We start from the raw sequence: 19688 nt of genomic DNA, 5'->3' as shown, positions 1-19688 counted from the left end.
CCCTTATCCAGGCGATCAGCCCACGATAATTTAGCAGAATGTTAACAAACTCAAATACACAAAACTACCAGAACCCAGCGACTACCGCAGACTGTTTTCCCCGCCGTGACGGGGAAAGTTTAGCTTACGGTTTAAAGTCCAGAGGTGCGTTTTTAAACACTTCATATACCGCCTGGCTCGGTGGTTTTGGAATCTTCGCTTGTCGGGCTGCAGCAAGCGCTGCCTGACAAAGCGCGGGATCGCCACCTTCAGACTGGATATCGAGCAGCATACCGTCAGAAGCCAGTTTTATCCGCAGCGTACAGGTTTTACCTGCATAAGACGATGCGTCGTAGAACTTACTCTCAATGGCAGATTTAATCTGCCCGGCATAGTTGCTGATATCTGCGCCTGATGCGCCATTATTTTTAGTATTACCACTCCCCGCAGGAGAAGCGTTGTTCCCTTTTGCTCCACCGCCGGTTTTCGGCGCATTCTTACCGGAGCTGAGATCGCCAAGCAGATCGTCAACGCCAGATGCCGCAGCCGCTTTTTCCGCCGCTGCCTTTTTGGCCGCTGCGGCTTTTTCTGCTGCTGCTTTCTTATCGGCAGCGGCTTTCTCGGCTGCAGCTTTTTTATCAGCGGCGGCTTTTTCGGCTGCTGCTGCTTTGGCCGCTGCGGCTTTTTCTGCTGCTGCTTTCTTCGCAGCGTCCGCCTGAGCCTGCTTAGCGGCCTCTGCCTCGGCTTTCTTCTTCGCGTCGGCGACAGCCTTAGCCGCTTCTGCTTCCGCTTTCTTCTGTGCATCCGCCGCCGCTTTCTTCGCGGCTTCGGCAGCTTCTTTCACCTGCGCGTCAGCTTTCGCTTTGGCATCCGCTGCGGCTTTCTGCGCCGCTTCTTCTGCCTGTTTCTGCTGTTCCTGCGCTTTCTTCGCGTCAGCTTCAGCCTGCTTCTGCTGTTCCTGAGCCGCTAAACGTTCTTTCTCAATCTGCTTAAGCCGTTCCTGTTCGGCAGCCTGCTTCTCACGAAGCTCTTCCGCCTGCTGCTGCTCCAGTTTTTCACGTTGCTCTTTGGCACGCTGCGCACTTGACTGTTGCTGCTGCTGACGTTCGTACTGCTGAACCACGGCGCCAGGATCAACCATCACGGCATCGATGGAGGAACCACCGCCGCCGCCGGCTGAAGCCTCTATATGCTCATCGAACGAACTCCAGATCAGGACTGCAAATAGAATGACATGCAGTACCGCTGAAATAATTATCGCCCGTTTGAGCTTGTCGTTTTGTTCGGTTGCCTTTGACACTCTCGGTTCCCAAAAACTGTTCGCCTGTTACACGCTCTCTTTCAAACCAGAGACGCAAATGATCAGATAGGCTGCGTCATTAAGCCAACCGACTTCACACCCGCACTGTGCAACAAGTTCAGCGCTTTAATTATTTCATCGTAAGGCACGTCTTTCGCGCCTCCGATCAAGAAGACCGTTTTCGGATTGGACTCCAGGCGGCTTTTCGCTTCGGCGATCACCTGTTCCGGCGGCAGTTGATCCATACGATCTTTCTCAACCACCACGCTGTACTGCCCCACTCCGGAAACTTCAATAATAACCGGCGGATTGTCGTTACTGCTCACAGCCTGCGACTCGGTCGCATCCGGCAGATCAACTTCCACGCTCTGCGTAATAATCGGCGCTGTCGCCATGAAGATCAGCAGAAGCACCAGCAGGACGTCGAGCAACGGTACGATGTTGATTTCGGACTTGAGTTCGCGACGACCTCGTCCACGCGATCTGGCCATGGTTTACCCCTTGTTACTCTCGGTGCTGGTAAACGCCTGACGGTGCAGAATCGCGGTGAACTCTTCCATAAAGTTGTCGTAATTCAGTTCCAGCTTGTTAACACGCTGATTCAGGCGGTTGTAAGCCATGACCGCCGGGATTGCGGCGAACAGACCGATAGCGGTCGCGATCAGTGCTTCTGCGATACCCGGTGCAACCATCTGTAACGTCGCCTGTTTTACCGCCCCGAGAGCGATAAACGCATGCATGATCCCCCACACGGTACCGAACAGACCGATATACGGGCTGATAGACCCCACGGTGCCGAGGAACGGAATATGCGTTTCCAGTGTTTCAAGTTCACGGTTCATTGAGATCCGCATCGCACGAGATGCACCTTCAACCACCGCTTCCGGCGCATGGCTGTTTGCCCGATGCAGTCGCGCAAACTCTTTGAACCCGCTATAGAAGATTTGTTCCGAACCCGACAGATTATCACGGCGTCCCTGGCTTTCCTGATACAGACGAGACAGTTCGATACCGGACCAGAATTTGTCTTCAAACGCTTCGGCTTCACGCGCTGCAGCGTTAAGAATACGGGTCCGCTGGATAATAATGGCCCAGGATGCGATTGAAAAACCAATCAAAATCAACATGATAAGTTTAACCAGAAGGCTTGCCTTCAGGAACAAATCAAGGATATTCATGTCAGTCACTGCTTAAACTCCGCGACAATAGACTTGGGAAGCGCACGAGGCTTCATTTTGAGTGGGTCAACGCAAACAATCAGAACCTCAGCTTCATTGAGCACGGTGTTCTCTGCGTTGACAATGCGTTGCGTGAAAACCAAAGCGGTCCCACGCATTGACGTAATTTCTGTTTGGATTTCGAGCATATCGTCGAGTCGCGCAGGCGCATAATATTCCAGCGTCATTTTACGCACCACGAAAGCAACTCGCTCAGCCAACAGTACCTGCTGGCTGAAGTGATGATGACGCAGCATCTCTGTGCGTGCTCTTTCATAAAAAGCGACGTAACTGGCGTGATAAACCACACCACCGGCGTCGGTGTCTTCGTAGTAGACACGTACCGGCCATCGAAACAGCGTTGTATTCACTTTACATCCCGGTAATGCAATTAAGTTGTGGCCTGCCATTGTTCACGGATGGCGCTGAGCACAATGGCAGGCCACAACCTCAAGTTAGTGCTTTTAAACGTTGCTACTATACGCGCGCGATTGAGGCTTGGGAATGGGAAGAGGTTAAGGGAGAGTAAAAATTTATGGGCTTATGCAAGCCCATAGATCATTAAGGATGTTTCTTATTCAAAAGAAGAAGAAAATCAGACCGACAATAAGCACGATATCGGCGATAAGAGGCGAGAAAATCCCCTGCCAGTGTGCGGCTCGAGGACGAAAACCCACGCCATGAATGATGCCCGCACAGACCGCCCACATCAGCAGCAGACCATGCCAGATCTCCAGCCCGCTGGTTTTAGCCGCGAAGCGGGAGGGATCCCAAAACATACATCCTGCTAACACTAACGCCATCAGCAAAGAAAGCGCCCGTAACGGGCGCTTGTCCATCGCGTTATATTGCATCGCGATAAGGCTGGTCATCAGTGTTCTTCTTGACCGTCTTTGCTTGCCTCGACGTGCTCAAGGGCCAGCGCGGTGATGATCCCAAATGCACAGGCAAGAAGCGTTCCCAGAATCCAGGCGAAATACCACATAGTTTTGCTCCTTACTTAGTACAGAGAGTGGGTGTTGCTTTCAATATGTTCTTTGGTGATGCGGCCGAACATTTTCCAGTAACACCAGGTGGTGTAGATGAGAATGATCGGTACAAACACCGCAGCAACCCAGGTCATCACATTCAGCGTCAACTGACTGGAGGTCGCATCCCACATGGTCAGGCTCGCGTTCATCATGGTGCTTGAAGGCATCACGAACGGGAACATCGCGATACCGGCAGTCAGAATGATGCAGGCCAGCGTCAGAGAAGAGAACAGGAATGCCCATGCCCCTTTCTCCATACGGGAAGTCAGAATGGTCAGCAGCGGCAGCGCCACACCCAGTGCCGGAACCAGCCACAGGATCGGTGCATTGTTAAAGTTGACCATCCAGGCACCCGCTTCACGCGCGACTTCTTTGGTCAGCGGGTTAGATGCCGCATGATGATCAACCGCAGAGGTCACCACGTAACCGTCGATACCGTACATCACCCAGACACCCGCCAGCGCGAAGCAGACCAGAGTGACCAGCGCTGCAATCTGCGATGTCGCACGGGCACGCAGGTGCAGTTCACCCACGGTACGCATCTGCAGATAGGTCGCGCCCTGAGTAATGATCATTCCTACGCTCACTACGCCTGCCAGCAACCCAAACGGGTTCAGCAGTTGGAAGAAGTTACCGGTGTAGTAAAGACGCAGATACTCATCGATATGGAACGGTACGCCCTGCAACAGGTTGCCAAATGCCACGCCGATCACCAGCGGCGGCACAAAACTCCCCACGAAGATGCCCCAGTCCCACATGTTACGCCAGCGAGTGTCTTCAATCTTGGAGCGGTAATCAAAACCGACCGGACGGAAGAACAAGGACGCCAGCACGAGGATCATCGCCACATAGAATCCGGAGAACGCCGCGGCATAGACCATCGGCCAGGCAGCAAACAGCGCGCCGCCCGCGGTGATAAGCCACACCTGGTTTCCGTCCCAGTGCGGGGCGATGGAGTTAATCATAATTCGACGCTCGGTGTCGTTACGACCGAGGAAACGGGTGAGCATGCCCACCCCCATGTCGAAGCCATCGGTGACCGCAAAACCAATCAGCAGAATGCCAACCAGCAGCCACCAGATAAAACGTAGTACTTCATAATCGATCATTTGACGACTCCTGTCTTAGCGTGCCGGCTGAGTAGTCGCGGTGGACTGCTCAAAGTGATAGCGACCGGTTTTCAGGCTGCTTGGGCCAAGGCGTGCGAACTTGAACATCAGGAACAGTTCAGCCACCAGGAACAGGGTATACAGGCCACAAATCAGGATCATGGAGAACAGCAGGTCACCGACGGTCAGCGACGAGTTCGCCACTGCGGTTGGCAACACTTCACCGATCGCCCACGGCTGACGGCCATACTCGGCGACAAACCAGCCGGCTTCTACAGCAATCCACGGCAGTGGAATACCGTACAGCGCGGCGCGCAGCAGCCATTTTTTCTCACCGATGCGGTTACGAATCACGCTCCAGAAGGAGAGCGCAATGATCGCCAGCAGCAGGAAGCCACATGCCACCATGATACGGAATGCGAAATACAGCGGCGCAACGCGTGGAATCGAATCCTTCGTCGCCTGCTGAATCTGAGCTTCAGTCGCATCAGAGACGTTCGGGGTATAGCGTTTCAGCAGCAGACCATAACCGAGGTCTTTCTTCATGTTGTTGAACTGATCGCGAACCGCCTGGTCGGTCGAACCGGCACGCAGTTGCTCCAGCAGCTCATACGCTTTCATCCCGCTACGGATACGCGCTTCATGCTGCACCATCAGGTCTTTCAAACCGATAACCGGCGTATCAACAGAACGCGTGGCAATAATGCCCAGTGCGTAAGGGATCTGAATCGCCAGTTTGTTTTCTTGCGACTCCTGGTCCGGAATACCGAACAGAGTAAAGGCAGCCGGAGCAGGCTGAGTCTCCCACTCTGCTTCAATTGCCGCGAGTTTGGTTTTCTGCACGTCGCCCATTTCGTAACCGGATTCATCACCCAGAACAATAACAGACAGTACGGCAGCCATACCGAAACTGGCAGCAATAGCGAAAGAGCGTTTTGCAAAAGCAATGTCGCGGCCTTTCAGCAGGTAGTACGCGCTGATACCGAGCACGAACATCGCACCAGTCACATAGCCAGACGCCACGGTGTGCACAAATTTCACCTGAGCGACCGGGTTAAGGACCAGTTCAGAGAAGCTCACCATCTCCATACGCATGGTTTCGAAGTTGAAATCCGATGCGATAGGGTTCTGCATCCAGCCGTTGGCGACCAGGATCCACAACGCTGACAGGTTAGAACCTAAAGCGACCAGCCAGGTGACCGCCATGTGCTGAACTTTGCCCAGACGATCCCAGCCGAAGAAGAACAGACCTACAAAGGTGGATTCGAGGAAGAAGGCCATCAGACCTTCGATCGCCAGCGGCGCACCGAAGATATCCCCAACGTAGTGGGAATAGTAAGACCAGTTTGTCCCGAACTGGAACTCCATGGTCAGCCCGGTTGCCACACCCAGAGCGAAGTTGATACCAAACAACTTGCCCCAGAACTTAGTCATATCTTTATAAATCTGTTTGCCGGAAAGGACGTAGACCGTTTCCATAATGGCCAGCAAAAACGCCATACCGAGCGTCAGTGGCACAAAAAGGAAGTGGTACATCGCGGTCAAGGCAAACTGTAAGCGCGACAGTTCGACTATATCTAACATCATGACTCCTTGCTCATCGCATGAAGACTCCGAGAGTGACCCCGTTAGAAAGGGTCACACGCATGCCCCAATACAAATTTATCTGCACACTCTCACCGTTAACCGTTTTCCTGAAGAAGGAAACAGAAAGTGCGAAAGGTTACAAACATGTTAATAAAAAACTCAAATTGATCCCGCAATTATATTACGCCGCAAAATCCTTACAATAAACAGGTTTTTATTGAGGAAGATTTGCATTTTTCGACAGTGATCAATTTATAGCGAATTTATCACCTTTCCACCAATTTGATCGGCGACAATTTAACGTGTTTCACACGCTTTTACCAACGTTTAAACATTGATTTAAATCAAAAACAGTGCTTTTTGTTAATCGTGTTTAAATTGAGTGATCGTAGTGAAAAACATGTTGCTAACATGTGTCTTTGCGGGTGGGGATGGTTACTAAGTGAAAATGTCTATATAAAAAGACAGTGCTTTAATTAACGCGGTAACGGCATTTTCCGTGGCCCTGACCCGCTCAATTTAGCGTAGTCAATTTTCAGTTATTTTCCAGAGACGAAGAATCTGCACGTTGTTATTCACAATTATTTTACTTTTACAGAAAAATGAATTAACACCACATTGTTATTATTCCGTTAACAATAAAATGACGCTGTGAGCAGCGCCGATCTGTTTGCTGATTATTCCGCCAGGCATGCTACTGCCCGTCCAGCAGGTTGACGAAGAATCGTTCTCCTCCCCTGGCATGAACTCTCATTTAGCCAGGTTCAGCGCCCCGTCAATCCGACATGATACGTTTGCGGAACTGACTCACCTGAAACAACAAGAAATGACCAGAATGTGACACGGTGTTGCCTGGAATGGTGTACAGCTTAATTGAATAATACAAACGCACTCGGAACAAATTATTATCTTTTCATTAACAGTTATTTTTATGTCTATATTAAGGGTTCAGTTAATTCCGTTATCTATCTCACACTTCTTCTTCTGAAATTATTTAAAGACGCCTTTCACTAACAGACAAATAAACAGGATTCAGATCACAAACATGAAACTCCGTTTAATAGATAGCTTTTTATTAAAATATTAATGCGTTGAAATTACAATCACAACCATATGAAAATAAAGGGGTTTTAATTTTACTTCATAGAACAGTCATTTTTCGAAAGATATTTTGAAAATAGATCAATTGCATCCATCGCGCCTCCCCACGACACTCCGTCCCTATTAAAACATTCAAAAACATTTTATTTCTTACCCTGAGTCCTGGAGAGGATTACCCATGAAAAAATCAACACTCGTTATTGGCGTCATTGGTGCTGACTGCCATGCAGTAGGCAATAAAGTTCTGGACCGCGTTTTTACTGCCCATGATTTTCGCGTAATCAATCTGGGCGTAATGGTGAGCCAGGATGAATATATCGATGCCGCGATCGAAACCGGCGCCGATGCCATTGTCGTCTCCTCTATTTATGGCCATGGCGACATTGACTGCCTGGGGCTGCGCGAGCGCTGCATCGAACGCGGCATTGGCGATATCCTGCTTTACGTCGGCGGCAACCTGGTGGTCGGAAAGCATGATTTCGCAGACGTCGAAGCCAAATTTAAAGAGATGGGCTTCCAGCGCGTCTTCGCGCCAAGCCACGATCTCGAAGATGTTTGTCAGTTGATGGCAATGGATATCAACAAGCGCCACGGTATCGAACAGCGTTGTCTGGAAGAGGCTATCTGATGCAAACCGTCTCTGTCGATATCGGCTCGACGTGGACCAAAGCTGCCCTCTTCGCAAAGGAGGGGGATGCGTTAACACTGGTTAACCACGTTCTGACTCCGACGACGACCCATCATCTGGCGGACGGTTTTTTCGCCAGCCTGAACCAGGTGCTGAACGTTGCCGATGCGCGCCCACTGCTCAACCGCGGTGAAGTGACACTGAAATACTCCTCATCGGCAAAAGGCGGCCTTGCCGTCGCCGCAATGGGACTGGTGCCGTCGATCACTCTGGAATCGGCAAAAGTCACGGCGCATTCCGCCGGGGCCAAAATCGCCCAGTACTACTCGTATAAGCTGAATCGCCATGACATTAAGGCGCTGGAAGCCACGCCGCCGGACATTCTGTTGTTTACCGGCGGAACCGATGGCGGTGAAGAGAGCTACGGTCTGGCCAACGCGCATGCGCTCGCAGAGTCCAGTCTCGACTGCGCCATTATCTACGCTGGAAACCGCGACATTCAGGACGATGTCCAGGCGATTCTGGGACACAAAGATCTGATCACGGTAGACAACATTCTGCCCGACCTCGATCACCCGAATCCCTTCGCCGCCCGCAAGGCGATTTGTGATGTATTCCTGTCCCGCATCGTGAAAGGCAAAGGACTGGATGTGATTGTCGGTGAAACCGGCGAAGAGCCCATGCCGACGCCCTGGACGGTGTACGAACTGGTCAAAGCCATCAGTGAAGTCGACAGCGCGTGGAAAGAGTTCATGCTCATCGACATGGGCGGCGCGACCACCGACGTCTATTCCGCCAGCGCCAATACCCTCTCGCCCGACACCGTACTGCACGGCGTCCCGGAGCCGTTCGTTAAGCGCACAGTGGAAGGCGATCTCGGCATGCGCGTCTCCGCTGTGGTGGTAGGCGAAAGCACCCATGAACTGGTGAAGGTGGTATTCGCTCAGCAGCCGGCGCGCCAGGAGGCCTTTTATGGCTACCTGCGCCATCTGGTAGCACATCCCGATTATCTGCCGCAGAGCGAGGAAGAGAAATACTTTGATTCTCTGTTAGCCGGACTGTGTGTTGGTTACGCCGCCGAGCGTCACGCTGGCACCAAAAAGCAGGTCTGTACCTGCGTTGGCAACGTCGATTTACAGATGGGACGCGACCTGACCACCGTGCGCAAAGTGGTCGGCTCGGGCGGCTGGCTCTCCCGCGCCAGTCAGTTTGATATCCATCACTGGCTCAAATATCGCGAACTGGACGACGACGGCAGACGCATTCTTTTACCCACTCAGTTTGAGTACTACCGCGATGCAAAAGGTCTGCTCCCGCTGCTGGCAAACGTTGCCAGACTGGATCCCCAGGCCGCTGCGCGCACCAGCATTCACTGTTTAACCCTATAAAACCTAAGGCAGCGACGAATGGAACTTCGAAATAAGAAATTAACCCATGACGAATTTATGACTGAGCGGCATCAGGTGTTGCAGACGTGGCATACCGGCAAAGACGTCGAACATTTTGAAGATGGCGTGAAGTACCAGCAGACCATTCCTGAGAAAAAACGTTTCTCTCATGCCTTGCTGAAGGCTGACCAGGAAGGGAAAACCCTGAGCCAGCCGCGCGCCGGCGTGGCGCTGATGGATGAGCATATTGAACTGCTGAAAACCCTGCAGGCAGAGTGTGACCTGCTGCCCAGCACTATCGATGCCTACACCCGTCTGAATCGTTATGAAGAAGCCGCCATTGGGATCCAGAAATCCATTGAAGCCGGGACGTCGAAGCTCAACGGGTTGCCGGTGGTTAACCACGGCGTGGCGGCCTGTCGCCGAATGACCGAATCGCTGGAGAAACCCATTCAGGTACGTCACGGTACGCCGGATGCGCGTCTACTGGCAGAGATTGCCATGGCCAGCGGCTTCACCAGCTACGAGGGCGGCGGTATCTCCTACAACATTCCTTACGCCAAGCGCGTCACGCTGGAAAAATCCATTCGCGACTGGCAGTACTGTGACCGTCTGATGGGGCTGTATGAAGAACACGGCATTCGCATTAACCGCGAACCGTTCGGCCCGCTGACCGGCACGCTGATCCCACCGTTCATGTCTCATGCTGTGGCGATTATCGAAGGTCTGCTGGCGCTGGAACAAGGCGTGAAATCCATCACCGTCGGCTACGGCCAGGTGGGCAGCCTGACGCAGGATATTGCTGCGATCCAGTCACTGCGCGAACTGTCCCACGAGTATTTCCAGAATTACGGTTTCAATGATTACGAACTGAGCACCGTCTTCCACCAGTGGATGGGCGGCTTCCCGGAAGACGAATCCAAAGCATTCGCCATTATCTCCTGGGGTGCAGCGGTCGCCGGCATGTCCGGTGCCACCAAAGTGATCACCAAGAGCCCGCACGAAGCCTTCGGTATCCCGACGGCCGCGGCTAACGCCCAGGGACTGCGCGCATCGCGTCAGATGCTCAATATGGTCAGCGACCAGAAATTCCCGCCGTGCGCGGCAGTAGAACAGGAAGTGGATCTGATTAAGAGCGAAGTTCGCGCGGTTCTGAAGAAAGTGTTTGAGCTGGGCAACGGCGACGTTGCGCGCGGGACGGTGCTGGCCTTTGAAGCTGGCGTTCTGGATGTGCCTTTCGCTCCGGCATCCTGCAACGCCGGGAAAATCCTGCCGGTTCGCGATAACTCCGGCGCTATCCGTATTCTGGAAGCCGGCTCGGTTCCACTACCAAAAGACATTCTCGCCCTGCACCACGACTATGTGGCCGAGCGTGCGCAATACGAAGGACGTAAACCCTCATTCCAGATGGTTGTTGATGACATCAACGCTGTATCCCACAGTCAATTAATAGGAAGACCATAATGAAAATTAAACAGGCGCTTTTCACCGCTGGCTACTCCTCATTCTATTTTGATGACCAGCAGGCGATCAAAAATGGCGCAGGTCATGACGGGTTTATTTATACCGGCGATCCGGTCACCCCAGGCTTTACCTCTGTGCGTCAGGCCGGTGAGTGCGTTTCCGTACAGCTGATTCTGGAAAACGGCGCGGTGGCGGTGGGTGATTGCGCCGCGGTGCAGTACTCCGGTGCGGGTGGTCGCGATCCGCTGTTCCTGGCTGAACACTTTATTCCGTTCCTCAACGATCACATTAAACCGCTGCTTGAAGGCCGCGACGTGGATGCGTTCCTGCCGAACGCCCGTTTCTTCGACAAACTGCGCATCGACGGTAATTTACTGCATACCGCCGTTCGTTACGGTCTGTCACAGGCACTGCTTGACGCTACCGCGCTGGCTTCGGGTCGCCTGAAAACGGAAGTCGTGTGCGACGAATGGCAATTGCCCTGCGTACCGGAAGCGATTCCTTTATTTGGTCAGAGTGGCGATGACCGCTATATCGCCGTCGACAAAATGATCCTCAAAGGCGTTGATGTACTGCCGCACGCGCTGATCAACAACGTTGAAGAAAAGCTCGGTTTCAAAGGTGAAAAACTGCGTGAGTACGTACGCTGGTTGTCCGACCGTATTCTCAGCCTGCGCAGCAGCCCGCGCTACCATCCGACGCTGCATATCGACGTGTACGGCACCATCGGTCTGATCTTCGATATGGACCCGGTCCGCTGCGCCGAGTACATCGCCAGTCTGGAAAAAGAAGCACAGGGTCTGCCGCTGTACATTGAAGGCCCGGTCGATGCAGGCAACAAGCCGGATCAGATCCGCATGCTGACGGCCATCACCAAAGAGCTGACCCGTCTGGGTTCCGGCGTGAAAATTGTTGCGGACGAATGGTGTAACACCTATCAGGACATCGTGGACTTCACCGATGCCGGCAGCTGCCACATGGTGCAGATCAAAACCCCGGATCTCGGCGGCATTCACAACATCGTTGACGCGGTGCTGTACTGCAACAAACACGGGATGGAAGCCTACCAGGGCGGTACCTGTAACGAAACCGAAATCAGCGCCCGTACCTGCGTACATGTGGCTCTCGCCGCACGTCCGATGCGTATGCTGATAAAGCCTGGTATGGGCTTCGATGAAGGTCTCAATATCGTGTTTAACGAAATGAACCGCACCATCGCGCTGTTGCAGACTAAGGATTAAGAGATGGCACGCACATTTAAGATCTTATCGCCGACGGCTATCCTGGGTTATGGCTTCCCGGAAGAGAGCTTTCGTAAAGCCATGGAAGAGTCACCGGATCTGATCGCGGTTGACGCAGGCTCCTCCGATCCTGGCCCCCACTATCTGGGGGCGGGTAAACCGTTTACCGACAGGGCCGGGGTGAAACGCGATCTGCGTTATATGATCACGGCGGGCGTTAAGAACAACATTCCGGTGGTGATCGGCACCGCCGGGGGATCCGGTGCTGCACCGCACCTTGAGTGGTGTCGGCAGATTATCCTTGAGATTGCACAGGAAGAAAAACTGTCCTTTTCAATGGCCCTGATCCCATCGGATGTGAATAAAGAGGTGGTTCATCAGGCGCTGGATAACGGCAAAATCACCGCGCTGGACTTTGTTCCGGCACTGACCCACGAGGCTATCGAAGAGAGCACCTATATCGTGGCGCAGATGGGGATCGAGCCGTTCCAGCGTGCGCTGGAAGCGGGGGCGCAGGTGGTGCTGGGCGGACGGGCTTACGATCCGGCCTGCTTCGCGGCACTGCCAATTATGCAGGGCTTTGATGAAGGTCTGGCGCTGCACTGCGGCAAGATCCTGGAATGTGCGGCCATTGCCGCGACCCCAGGTTCCGGTTCCGACTGCGCGATGGGGATTATCGACGACAACGGCTTTACGCTGAAGACGTTCAATCCAAAGCGCAAGTTCACCGAAACGTCGGCGGCGGCGCACACTCTGTATGAGAAGTCCGATCCGTACTTCCTGCCAGGCCCTGGCGGCGTACTGAACCTGAAAGGGTGCAGCTTCACGGCGGTAAACGATGGCGAAGTGTACGTCAGCGGTTCCCGTCATGAAGAAACGCCGTATGCGCTGAAACTGGAAGGCGCGCGCCAGGTGGGCTTCCGCTGCCTGACCATTGCCGGTACCCGCGATCCGATCATGATTGCTGGCATCGACACCATTCTCGAAGAAGTTCAGGCAAGCGTTGCCCGCAACCTCTCACTGAATGATGACAGCATCCGCATGACGTTCCACCTGTACGGTAAGAACGGCGTGATGGGTAATCATGAACCGATGCAGACTGCCGGGCACGAACTGGGCATTTTACTGGACGTGGTCGCGCCAACGCAGGATATCGCCAACAGCGTCTGTTCGCTGGTGCGCTCTACCCTGCTGCACTACGGCTACGAAAACCGGATCGCCACGGCAGGCAACCTCGCCTTCCCGTTCTCGCCATCCGATATTCAAAGCGGGCCGGTGTATGAGTTCTCAATCTATCACCTGATCGAAGCCAGCGACGCCCTGCGTTTTGACTTCCATATCGAACAGGTGACGCCAGAAGGAGTTCAGGCATGAAACACGCTATTTGCACCCTGGCGCAGGTGATTCGTTCCAAAAACGCCGGACCGTATGAACTGGTGTTAGATATTTTATTTAAAACGCGCGAAGACTATCAGCGGGTAAAACGTTCTGAGCAATTAACTCCGCAGTTAATTGCCCGCTTATATAACGTTGAACCTGATTTTATTCATCGCATCGTCTGGTTTGACCCTGCGAATGCCGTAAAAATCGTGATGCCTCGCGATATTATTTCCGGCAACGTCGGTGACAATGATGTTTATGGCGCGCAGCAGCATGCGCCGTTATTAAGTATTGAGTTCGACCTGTAATTAAAAAAATACAACAACGTCCATTGGCGTACAGGATTTCGCTGTATCACTGTATTCCAGATAATTCATGCGGTTGGTCATAACAGGCGTGCATCTGAGCTGCTGTCCGCGCTCAGGCGCACGCCGCCCTACATTATTTTACAGACTAGCCTTGATCCGATGGAGTAAACATGAAGAAAATAAGTCTAACAAAAATGATCATATTAGGCCTGATACTCGGCATGATTGCCGGGGTGGCTATTAATAATATGGCATCGGCAGATACAGCAAAATCATACGCGCAGGATATTTCTATTTTTACCACTATCTTCTTACGTATGGTAAAAATGATTATCGCGCCGTTGGTTATTTCAACCCTGGTCGTTGGTATCGCGAAAATGGGCGATGCCAAAACGCTGGGCCGTATATTCTCAAAAACCTTTTTCCTGTTTATCTGCGCCTCGCTGTTGTCGATTGCGCTGGGTCTGGTCATCGTCAATCTGTTCCAGCCGGGTGCGGGCATTAACTTTGTCGCCCATGACGCTGCGGCAGTGGCTGGCGTGCAGTCAGAACCGTTCACGCTGAAAGTGTTTATCTCTCACGCCGTGCCGACCAGCATCGTGGATGCGATGGCGCGTAACGAAATCCTGCAAATCGTGGTGTTCTCGATTTTCCTCGGTTGCAGCCTGGCCGCCATTGGCGAAAAAGCCGAGCCGATCGTGAAAGTACTCGACTCGCTGGTTCACGTTATGCTGAAGCTGACAGGTTACGTCATGCTGTTCGCCCCGCTGACGGTGTTCGCCGCTATCTCCGGGCTGATCGCTGAACGCGGACTGGGCGTGATGGTGAGCGCCGGGATCTTCATGGGTGAGTTCTACCTGACGCTGGGCATGCTGTGGGCGATCCTGATCGGCCTGTCAACGGTGATTGTCGGTCCGTGCATCAGTCGTCTGACGAAAGCGATCCTCGAACCGGCACTGCTGGCGTTTACCACCTCCAGTTCTGAAGCCGCATTCCCTGGCACCCTGAATAAACTGGAGAAATTCGGCGTCTCATCCAAGATTGCCAGCTTTGTGCTGCCTATCGGTTACTCCTTTAACCTGGTGGGTTCAATGGCCTACTGCTCGTTTGCCACCGTCTTTATCGCGCAAGCGTGCAACATTGAACTGAGCATGGGCGAGCAGATCACCATGCTGCTGATCCTGATGTTGACCTCCAAGGGCATGGCGGGCGTACCGCGTGCCTCGATGGTGGTCATTGCCGCGACCCTCAACCAGTTCAACATTCCGGAAGCGGGTCTGATCCTGCTGATGGGCGTCGATCCGTTCCTCGACATGGGCCGTTCTGCGACCAACGTCATGAGTAACGCCATGGGTGCCGCCATTGTCGGTCGTTGGGAAGGTGAACACTTCGGTTCAGGCTGCCGGGGCACTGCGCCGGTCAAAACGCCAGAACAGGAGCGTCCAGCAACTGAACCGTCAGAAGTGGTGATGTCCTGATGATATAAGGTTGCCGGGTGGCGCTATTGCTTATCCGGCCTACACATTGAGTATTAACCTGTAGGCCGGATAAGGGGCTTGCGCCGCCATCCGGCAACATGCCAATCACACCAACAAGGTTGCACCATGAACGTAAAATTCTTCGGCGCGAGCATGTTAACCGCCAGCCTGTTTTTTAGCGCCGCCACGCTGGCGCAAACGGTGCCGGACTACGCCGCATTGATCGAACAGGCACACCAGAAATACAAAAGTAACCACGACGGCAACGTCGCCGACTACATCCCTGCCCTTGCCGCATACAGCCCCAACAACTTCGCCATTACCCTCGCTACCGTTGACGGCAAAATTTACCAGGCTGGAGACATCAATAAAGCGTTCCCGATGGAGTCGCTGAGCAAAGTCTTCACCCTCGCGCTGGCAATGGAACAACGCGGGCCGCAGGAAGTGCTGGATAAACTCGGTGCGAACGCCACCGGCCTGCCCTTTAATTCCGGCCTCGCCGTCGAACTCACGAAGGGCGCGCCGGAGAATCCGCTGGTCAATGCCGGCGCCATGAGTACCGTCAGCCTGATTGATGCTAAAGACAAAACCGACCGCTGGAACAAAATCCTCGCCAACCTGAACGCCTGGGCCGACGCCACGCTCACGGTTAATGAACCGGTGTTCAGATCGGAAATGGAGACCAATCAGCATAACCAGGCGCTGGCGCAACTGATGGCATCGTACAACAGCTTCTACGGCAATACGCAGGATGCTGTGGAGATCTACACCCGCCAGTGTTCAGTGGATATCACCGTTGAGCAGCTCGCCAAAATGGGGGCTGTGCTGGCCAATAAGGGCAAATCGCCGTTCAACGGCAAACAGTTGCTGAATGAACGCTATGTGCCGCAGGTGCTGGCAGAAATGGCCATCGCCGGCCTCTACGACGGTAGCGGCAAATGGCTGTATACCGTCGGTATTCCGGCGAAAAGCGGCGTCGGTGGCGGGATGGTCGCAGTGGTTCCGGGGCAATATGCCATCGCCGTTTACTCACCGCCGCTGGATAGCGCCGGGAACAGCGTGCGCGCCCAGCAGACCATTGAATATGTTGCCCATGCAACGCAGGCCAATCTCTTTATGGCGCATTAAGCAGATGCCGGCGAGCGCTCATGCGCATCCGGCCTACGAATCAGGCATTTTTGTTGGTCGGATACGGCGCGACGCCGCCCTCCGGCGATATCAACCTTAACGTGAGAAGTAACATGTCTAAACCCTTTGTCTGGCAAGAACTCTTTGTACAAAGCAAAGAGAGTACGGAATACGAATTACTGAGCAATCAGCATGTTACGGTGACTGAATTAGATGGCGAAGAGGTCATCAAAGTGGCGCCGGAAGCATTAACGTTGCTGGCTCAACAGGCATTCTATGAAGCATCGTTCTTCCTGCGCACCGGACATTTAAAGCAAATAGCCAGCATCCTGCACGATCCGCAGGCCAGCAGTAACGACAAATACGTCGCCCTACAGCTGTTACGTAATGCGGAAGTGTCGGCGAAAGGCGTGCTGCCGAACTGCCAGGACACGGGCACGGCGACGGTTGTCGCCAGCAAAGGTCAACAAATATGGACCGGCGGCGATGATGCTGAAGCGCTCAGCAAAGGGATTTATGCCACCTTTAAAGAGAATAATCTGCGCTATTCGCAAAACGCCCCGCTGGATATGTACAACGAGGTCAACACCGGTACTAACCTGCCCGCGCAGATAGACATCAGCGCCACGCCGGGTAACGAATACCGCTTCCTGTTCGTCAATAAAGGCGGCGGCTCGGCTAACAAAGCGGCACTGTTCCAGGAGACGAAATCTATCCTGCAACCGGAAAAACTCACCGCATTTCTGATCGAGAAGATGAAATCACTGGGCACGGCCGCCTGCCCGCCGTACCACATTGCCTTTGTGGTCGGTGGTCTCTCCGCTGACCAGGCGCTCAAGGTCGCCAAACTGGCCTCAACCAAGTATTACGACAACCTCCCCACCAGCGGTAATGAACTGGGCCAGGCGTTTCGTGACACGGCGCTGGAGTCCACGCTGCTTAACGCCAGTCGTGAATTTGGCATCGGCGCACAGTTTGGCGGGAAATACTTCGCCCATGACATTCGCGTGATTCGTCTGCCGCGCCACGGCGGCTCTTGTCCGATCGCGATGGCTCTCTCCTGCTCCGCCGATCGCAATATCAAAGCGAAGATCAACAAGCACGGGATCTGGCTGGAAAAACTCGAGCATAATCCAGGCAAATTTATCCCTGAATCCAGCCGCGTCGAGAACAGCGCGCAGAGCGTAAATCTGGATCTGAACCGTCCGCTGCGCGAGATCCTGCATGATTTATCCGCCCTGCCTGTCGGCACACGACTTTCGCTAAACGGCCCGATTGTCGTCGCCCGCGATATCGTGCACGCCAAACTCAAAGAGCGTCTGGACAACGGCGAAGCGATGCCGGCGTATATGAAAGATCACATTGTCTACTACGCGGGCCCGGCTAAAACACCCGACCAGATGGCTTGCGGCTCGCTCGGGCCAACCACCGGCGGGCGCATGGACGGCTATGTCGATGCCTTCCAGGCCGCTGGCGGCAGCCTGGTCATGCTGTCAAAAGGCAACCGCAGTCCGCAGGTGACCGAGGCCTGTCATAAACACGGCGGATTCAACCTCGGCAGTATCGGCGGTGCCGCCGCCTTGCTGGCGCAGCAATATGTGAAAAGTCTGCGCTGTCTCGAATATCCCGAACTGGGAATGGAAGCGGTCTGGATGATGGAAGTTGAAAACCTGCCTGCCTTCGTGCTGGTGGACGACAAAGGCAACAACTTCTTCAGCCAGTTTGAACAACAGCACCGTTGTGCATCCTGCCCGGCAGGACATTAAGGAGCGTTTATGCAAGCGCGAGCCAATAGCGACCGTCATCGTCAGCGCCAGCAAAAGCTGAAAGAACAGGTTGATATCCGCGTGGCTGCCGCCACGGAACAAAAAGGGATTGTGATCGTTTTCACCGGTAATGGAAAAGGGAAATCCACGGCCGCCTTTGGCACCGCCACGCGTGCGGTGGGACACGGCAAAACCGTTGGCGTCGCGCAGTTTATCAAAGGCCAGTGGGATAATGGCGAATACAACACCCTGCATCCGCTGGGCGTTGAGTTTCACATTATGGGCACCGGGTTTACCTGGGAAACGCAAAACCGCGAGTCAGATATCGCGGCGGCGCTTGCCGTCTGGACAGAGAGCAAGCGTATGCTGGCCGACGCGCATTACGATCTGGTGGTACTGGACGAACTCACTTACATGCTGGCGTATCACTATCTTGATACCGAAGAGGTGATTGCCGCCATCCGGGAACGTCCGGCCCAGCAGAGTGTGATTGTCACTGGACGAGGTTGCCATGCGCAGTTACTGGAGCTTGCCGATACCGTGAGCGAGCTGCGCCCCGTGAAGCATGCGTTTGACAACGGTATTCAGGCACAGGCGGGAATTGACTGGTAGTCACGTAGTTGCCGGATAGCGCACGCGCTTATCCGGCCTATCGTTCGCCTGCCAACCGGCATCAGCGTTCCAGGGGTGACACCACCGATTTTTGCAACAACCACTCGCGGAAGACCTGTAAATGACGGGATTCCGCTTTTTCTTCCCGCCAGGTCATGATGAAGCGATTACCTGTACGCATAGGCACATCACAGGGGATCACCATGTCACCGTTATCCAGATCGTGCTGGATAGCAAAGCGCGGGAGCAGCGCGACCCCCAGATTAGACCGCACCGCCGCGATCAGCATCGACAGCAGATCAAAACGCGGGCCTTTGTTGGCCAGTGGACTACTGACATCCGACAGGGCGAACCACTCCTGCCAGCCGTTAATTCGTGTACTTTGATGCAGCAACGGAAACTCATTGAGCAGCTCTTCGACCGCCAGTTTCTGGTTGGGCTGCGACAGCAGACTGCCGCTACAGACCGGTAGAATTTCCTCTTCGAACAGATACTCCACTTCTGACCACGGCGAACAGAAGTCCTCTCGCATAATGGCCGCATCATATTCACGGTTGAGAAAATCACCGATGTTCGCCAGTGAGTGAATATTGACGATAATATCGGGGTTACGTTTATTGAATTCGCGCAGATTGGGGATCAGCCAGTGGGTACTGAACGTCGGATTGACCGCCAGTTCAATGACCTCCACCGTGGGCTGCCAGGTCATAATGGTGTTGGTATCACGCTCAAGTTTATTCAGCGTTTCCTTAACAATGCTCAAATAATGCTTCCCGGCCGCGTTTAAAAAAATCCGCTTTTTGGCATGACTAAATAATGCAGTATGCAGAAAATCCTCAAGTGCATTCACCTGGCGAAATACGGCACTTTGCGTTAATGCTAACTCCTCCGCCGCACGCGTATAACTTTCATGACGTGCCACTACTTCAAACGTCACCAGTAATTCAGTCTTTGGTATCTTTCCTCTCATA

The 19688-nt window shown here is 53.6% G+C and carries 19 protein-coding genes; 10 read left to right on the top strand and 9 right to left on the bottom strand.

Annotated elements, in window-relative coordinates:
* Nucleotides 1–124: 124 nt before the first annotated feature.
* The 8 genes from tolA to cydA all read right to left on the bottom strand — a co-directional run bounded on the left by tolA (nt 125) and on the right by cydA (nt 6220).
* Nucleotides 125–1279, bottom strand: coding sequence for a cell envelope integrity protein TolA (gene tolA / locus ACERJC_RS02435; RefSeq protein WP_373670928.1), 1155 nt, complete (start codon nt 1277–1279; stop codon nt 125–127).
* 62 nt (nt 1280–1341) lie between these two features.
* Nucleotides 1342–1770: a colicin uptake protein TolR gene (tolR, locus tag ACERJC_RS02430; RefSeq protein ID WP_046477596.1), complete on the bottom strand. Its 429-nt coding sequence runs from the start codon at nt 1768–1770 to the stop codon at nt 1342–1344.
* 3 nt (nt 1771–1773) lie between these two features.
* Nucleotides 1774–2466: a Tol-Pal system protein TolQ gene (tolQ, locus tag ACERJC_RS02425; RefSeq protein ID WP_178823566.1), complete on the bottom strand. Its 693-nt coding sequence runs from the start codon at nt 2464–2466 to the stop codon at nt 1774–1776.
* Nucleotides 2463–2867 (bottom strand): tol-pal system-associated acyl-CoA thioesterase, encoded by a 405-nt coding sequence (gene ybgC / locus ACERJC_RS02420; RefSeq protein ID WP_152405413.1) that lies wholly within the window; start codon nt 2865–2867, stop codon nt 2463–2465. The genes tolQ and ybgC overlap by 4 nt, the downstream gene beginning before the upstream one ends.
* A 207-nt stretch (nt 2868–3074) precedes the next feature.
* Nucleotides 3075–3368: a cyd operon protein YbgE gene (gene ybgE / locus ACERJC_RS02415; protein ID WP_178826188.1), complete on the bottom strand. Its 294-nt coding sequence runs from the start codon at nt 3366–3368 to the stop codon at nt 3075–3077.
* Nucleotides 3368–3481: a cytochrome bd-I oxidase subunit CydX gene (gene cydX / locus ACERJC_RS02410; RefSeq protein WP_042320599.1), complete on the bottom strand. Its 114-nt coding sequence runs from the start codon at nt 3479–3481 to the stop codon at nt 3368–3370. The genes ybgE and cydX overlap by 1 nt, the downstream gene beginning before the upstream one ends.
* A gap of 15 nt (nt 3482–3496) precedes the next feature.
* Nucleotides 3497–4636 (bottom strand): cytochrome d ubiquinol oxidase subunit II, encoded by a 1140-nt coding sequence (gene cydB, locus ACERJC_RS02405; protein ID WP_152405415.1) that lies wholly within the window; start codon nt 4634–4636, stop codon nt 3497–3499.
* A 15-nt stretch (nt 4637–4651) separates the two neighbouring features.
* Nucleotides 4652–6220 (bottom strand): cytochrome ubiquinol oxidase subunit I, encoded by a 1569-nt coding sequence (cydA, locus tag ACERJC_RS02400; protein WP_152406371.1) that lies wholly within the window; start codon nt 6218–6220, stop codon nt 4652–4654.
* A gap of 1282 nt (nt 6221–7502) precedes the next feature.
* Between cydA and glmS the strand changes: the two genes are divergently transcribed.
* From glmS to cobO, 10 genes are all read left to right on the top strand, one after another.
* Entirely contained in the window at nt 7503–7952 is a 450-nt protein-coding gene (gene glmS, locus ACERJC_RS02395; RefSeq protein ID WP_152405416.1) for a methylaspartate mutase subunit S, read from the top strand.
* On the top strand, nt 7952–9340 hold the full coding sequence (gene glmL, locus ACERJC_RS02390) for a methylaspartate mutase accessory protein GlmL (protein WP_152405417.1): 1389 nt from the start codon (nt 7952–7954) through the stop codon (nt 9338–9340). Before glmS ends, glmL begins: the two co-directional genes overlap by 1 nt.
* A gap of 18 nt (nt 9341–9358) precedes the next feature.
* Nucleotides 9359–10804, top strand: a complete 1446-nt coding sequence (locus tag ACERJC_RS02385; protein ID WP_046477584.1) for a methylaspartate mutase subunit E — start codon at nt 9359–9361, stop codon at nt 10802–10804.
* Nucleotides 10804–12045, top strand: coding sequence for a methylaspartate ammonia-lyase (locus ACERJC_RS02380; protein ID WP_046477582.1), 1242 nt, complete (start codon nt 10804–10806; stop codon nt 12043–12045). Before ACERJC_RS02385 ends, ACERJC_RS02380 begins: the two co-directional genes overlap by 1 nt.
* Before the next feature lie 3 nt (nt 12046–12048).
* Complete coding sequence (locus ACERJC_RS02375) at nt 12049–13419, top strand: acyclic terpene utilization AtuA family protein (protein ID WP_046477579.1); 1371 nt, start codon at nt 12049–12051, stop codon at nt 13417–13419.
* On the top strand, nt 13416–13733 hold the full coding sequence (locus ACERJC_RS02370) for a DUF4387 domain-containing protein (protein ID WP_042320615.1): 318 nt from the start codon (nt 13416–13418) through the stop codon (nt 13731–13733). Before ACERJC_RS02375 ends, ACERJC_RS02370 begins: the two co-directional genes overlap by 4 nt.
* 170 nt (nt 13734–13903) lie before the next feature.
* Nucleotides 13904–15211, top strand: a complete 1308-nt coding sequence (locus ACERJC_RS02365; RefSeq protein WP_373670927.1) for a dicarboxylate/amino acid:cation symporter — start codon at nt 13904–13906, stop codon at nt 15209–15211.
* A 126-nt stretch (nt 15212–15337) separates the two neighbouring features.
* Nucleotides 15338–16339, top strand: a complete 1002-nt coding sequence (glsA, locus tag ACERJC_RS02360) for a glutaminase A (RefSeq protein ID WP_373670926.1) — start codon at nt 15338–15340, stop codon at nt 16337–16339.
* 113 nt (nt 16340–16452) lie between these two features.
* Nucleotides 16453–18105 carry a class I fumarate hydratase gene (locus ACERJC_RS02355; protein ID WP_373670925.1) on the top strand — a complete coding sequence of 551 codons (1653 nt, stop codon included), beginning with the start codon at nt 16453–16455 and terminating at the stop codon, nt 18103–18105.
* A gap of 9 nt (nt 18106–18114) precedes the next feature.
* A complete protein-coding gene (cobO, locus tag ACERJC_RS02350) occupies nt 18115–18717 on the top strand; it encodes a cob(I)yrinic acid a,c-diamide adenosyltransferase (RefSeq protein WP_152405421.1) in 603 nt (200 codons plus the stop codon).
* Nucleotides 18718–18778: 61 nt separating this feature from the next.
* On the opposite strand, the gene ACERJC_RS02345 is transcribed toward cobO, so the two are convergent.
* Entirely contained in the window at nt 18779–19687 is a 909-nt protein-coding gene (locus ACERJC_RS02345) for a LysR family transcriptional regulator (RefSeq protein WP_152405422.1), read from the bottom strand.
* Nucleotide 19688 lies beyond the last annotated feature (1 nt).

This window comes from Citrobacter telavivensis (genome assembly GCF_041807075.1).
GTDB lineage: Bacteria > Pseudomonadota > Gammaproteobacteria > Enterobacterales > Enterobacteriaceae > Citrobacter_A > Citrobacter_A telavivensis.
The sequence above is the reverse complement of the archived record's forward strand: the minus strand, read 5'-3'. Positions and strand labels throughout refer to the sequence as shown.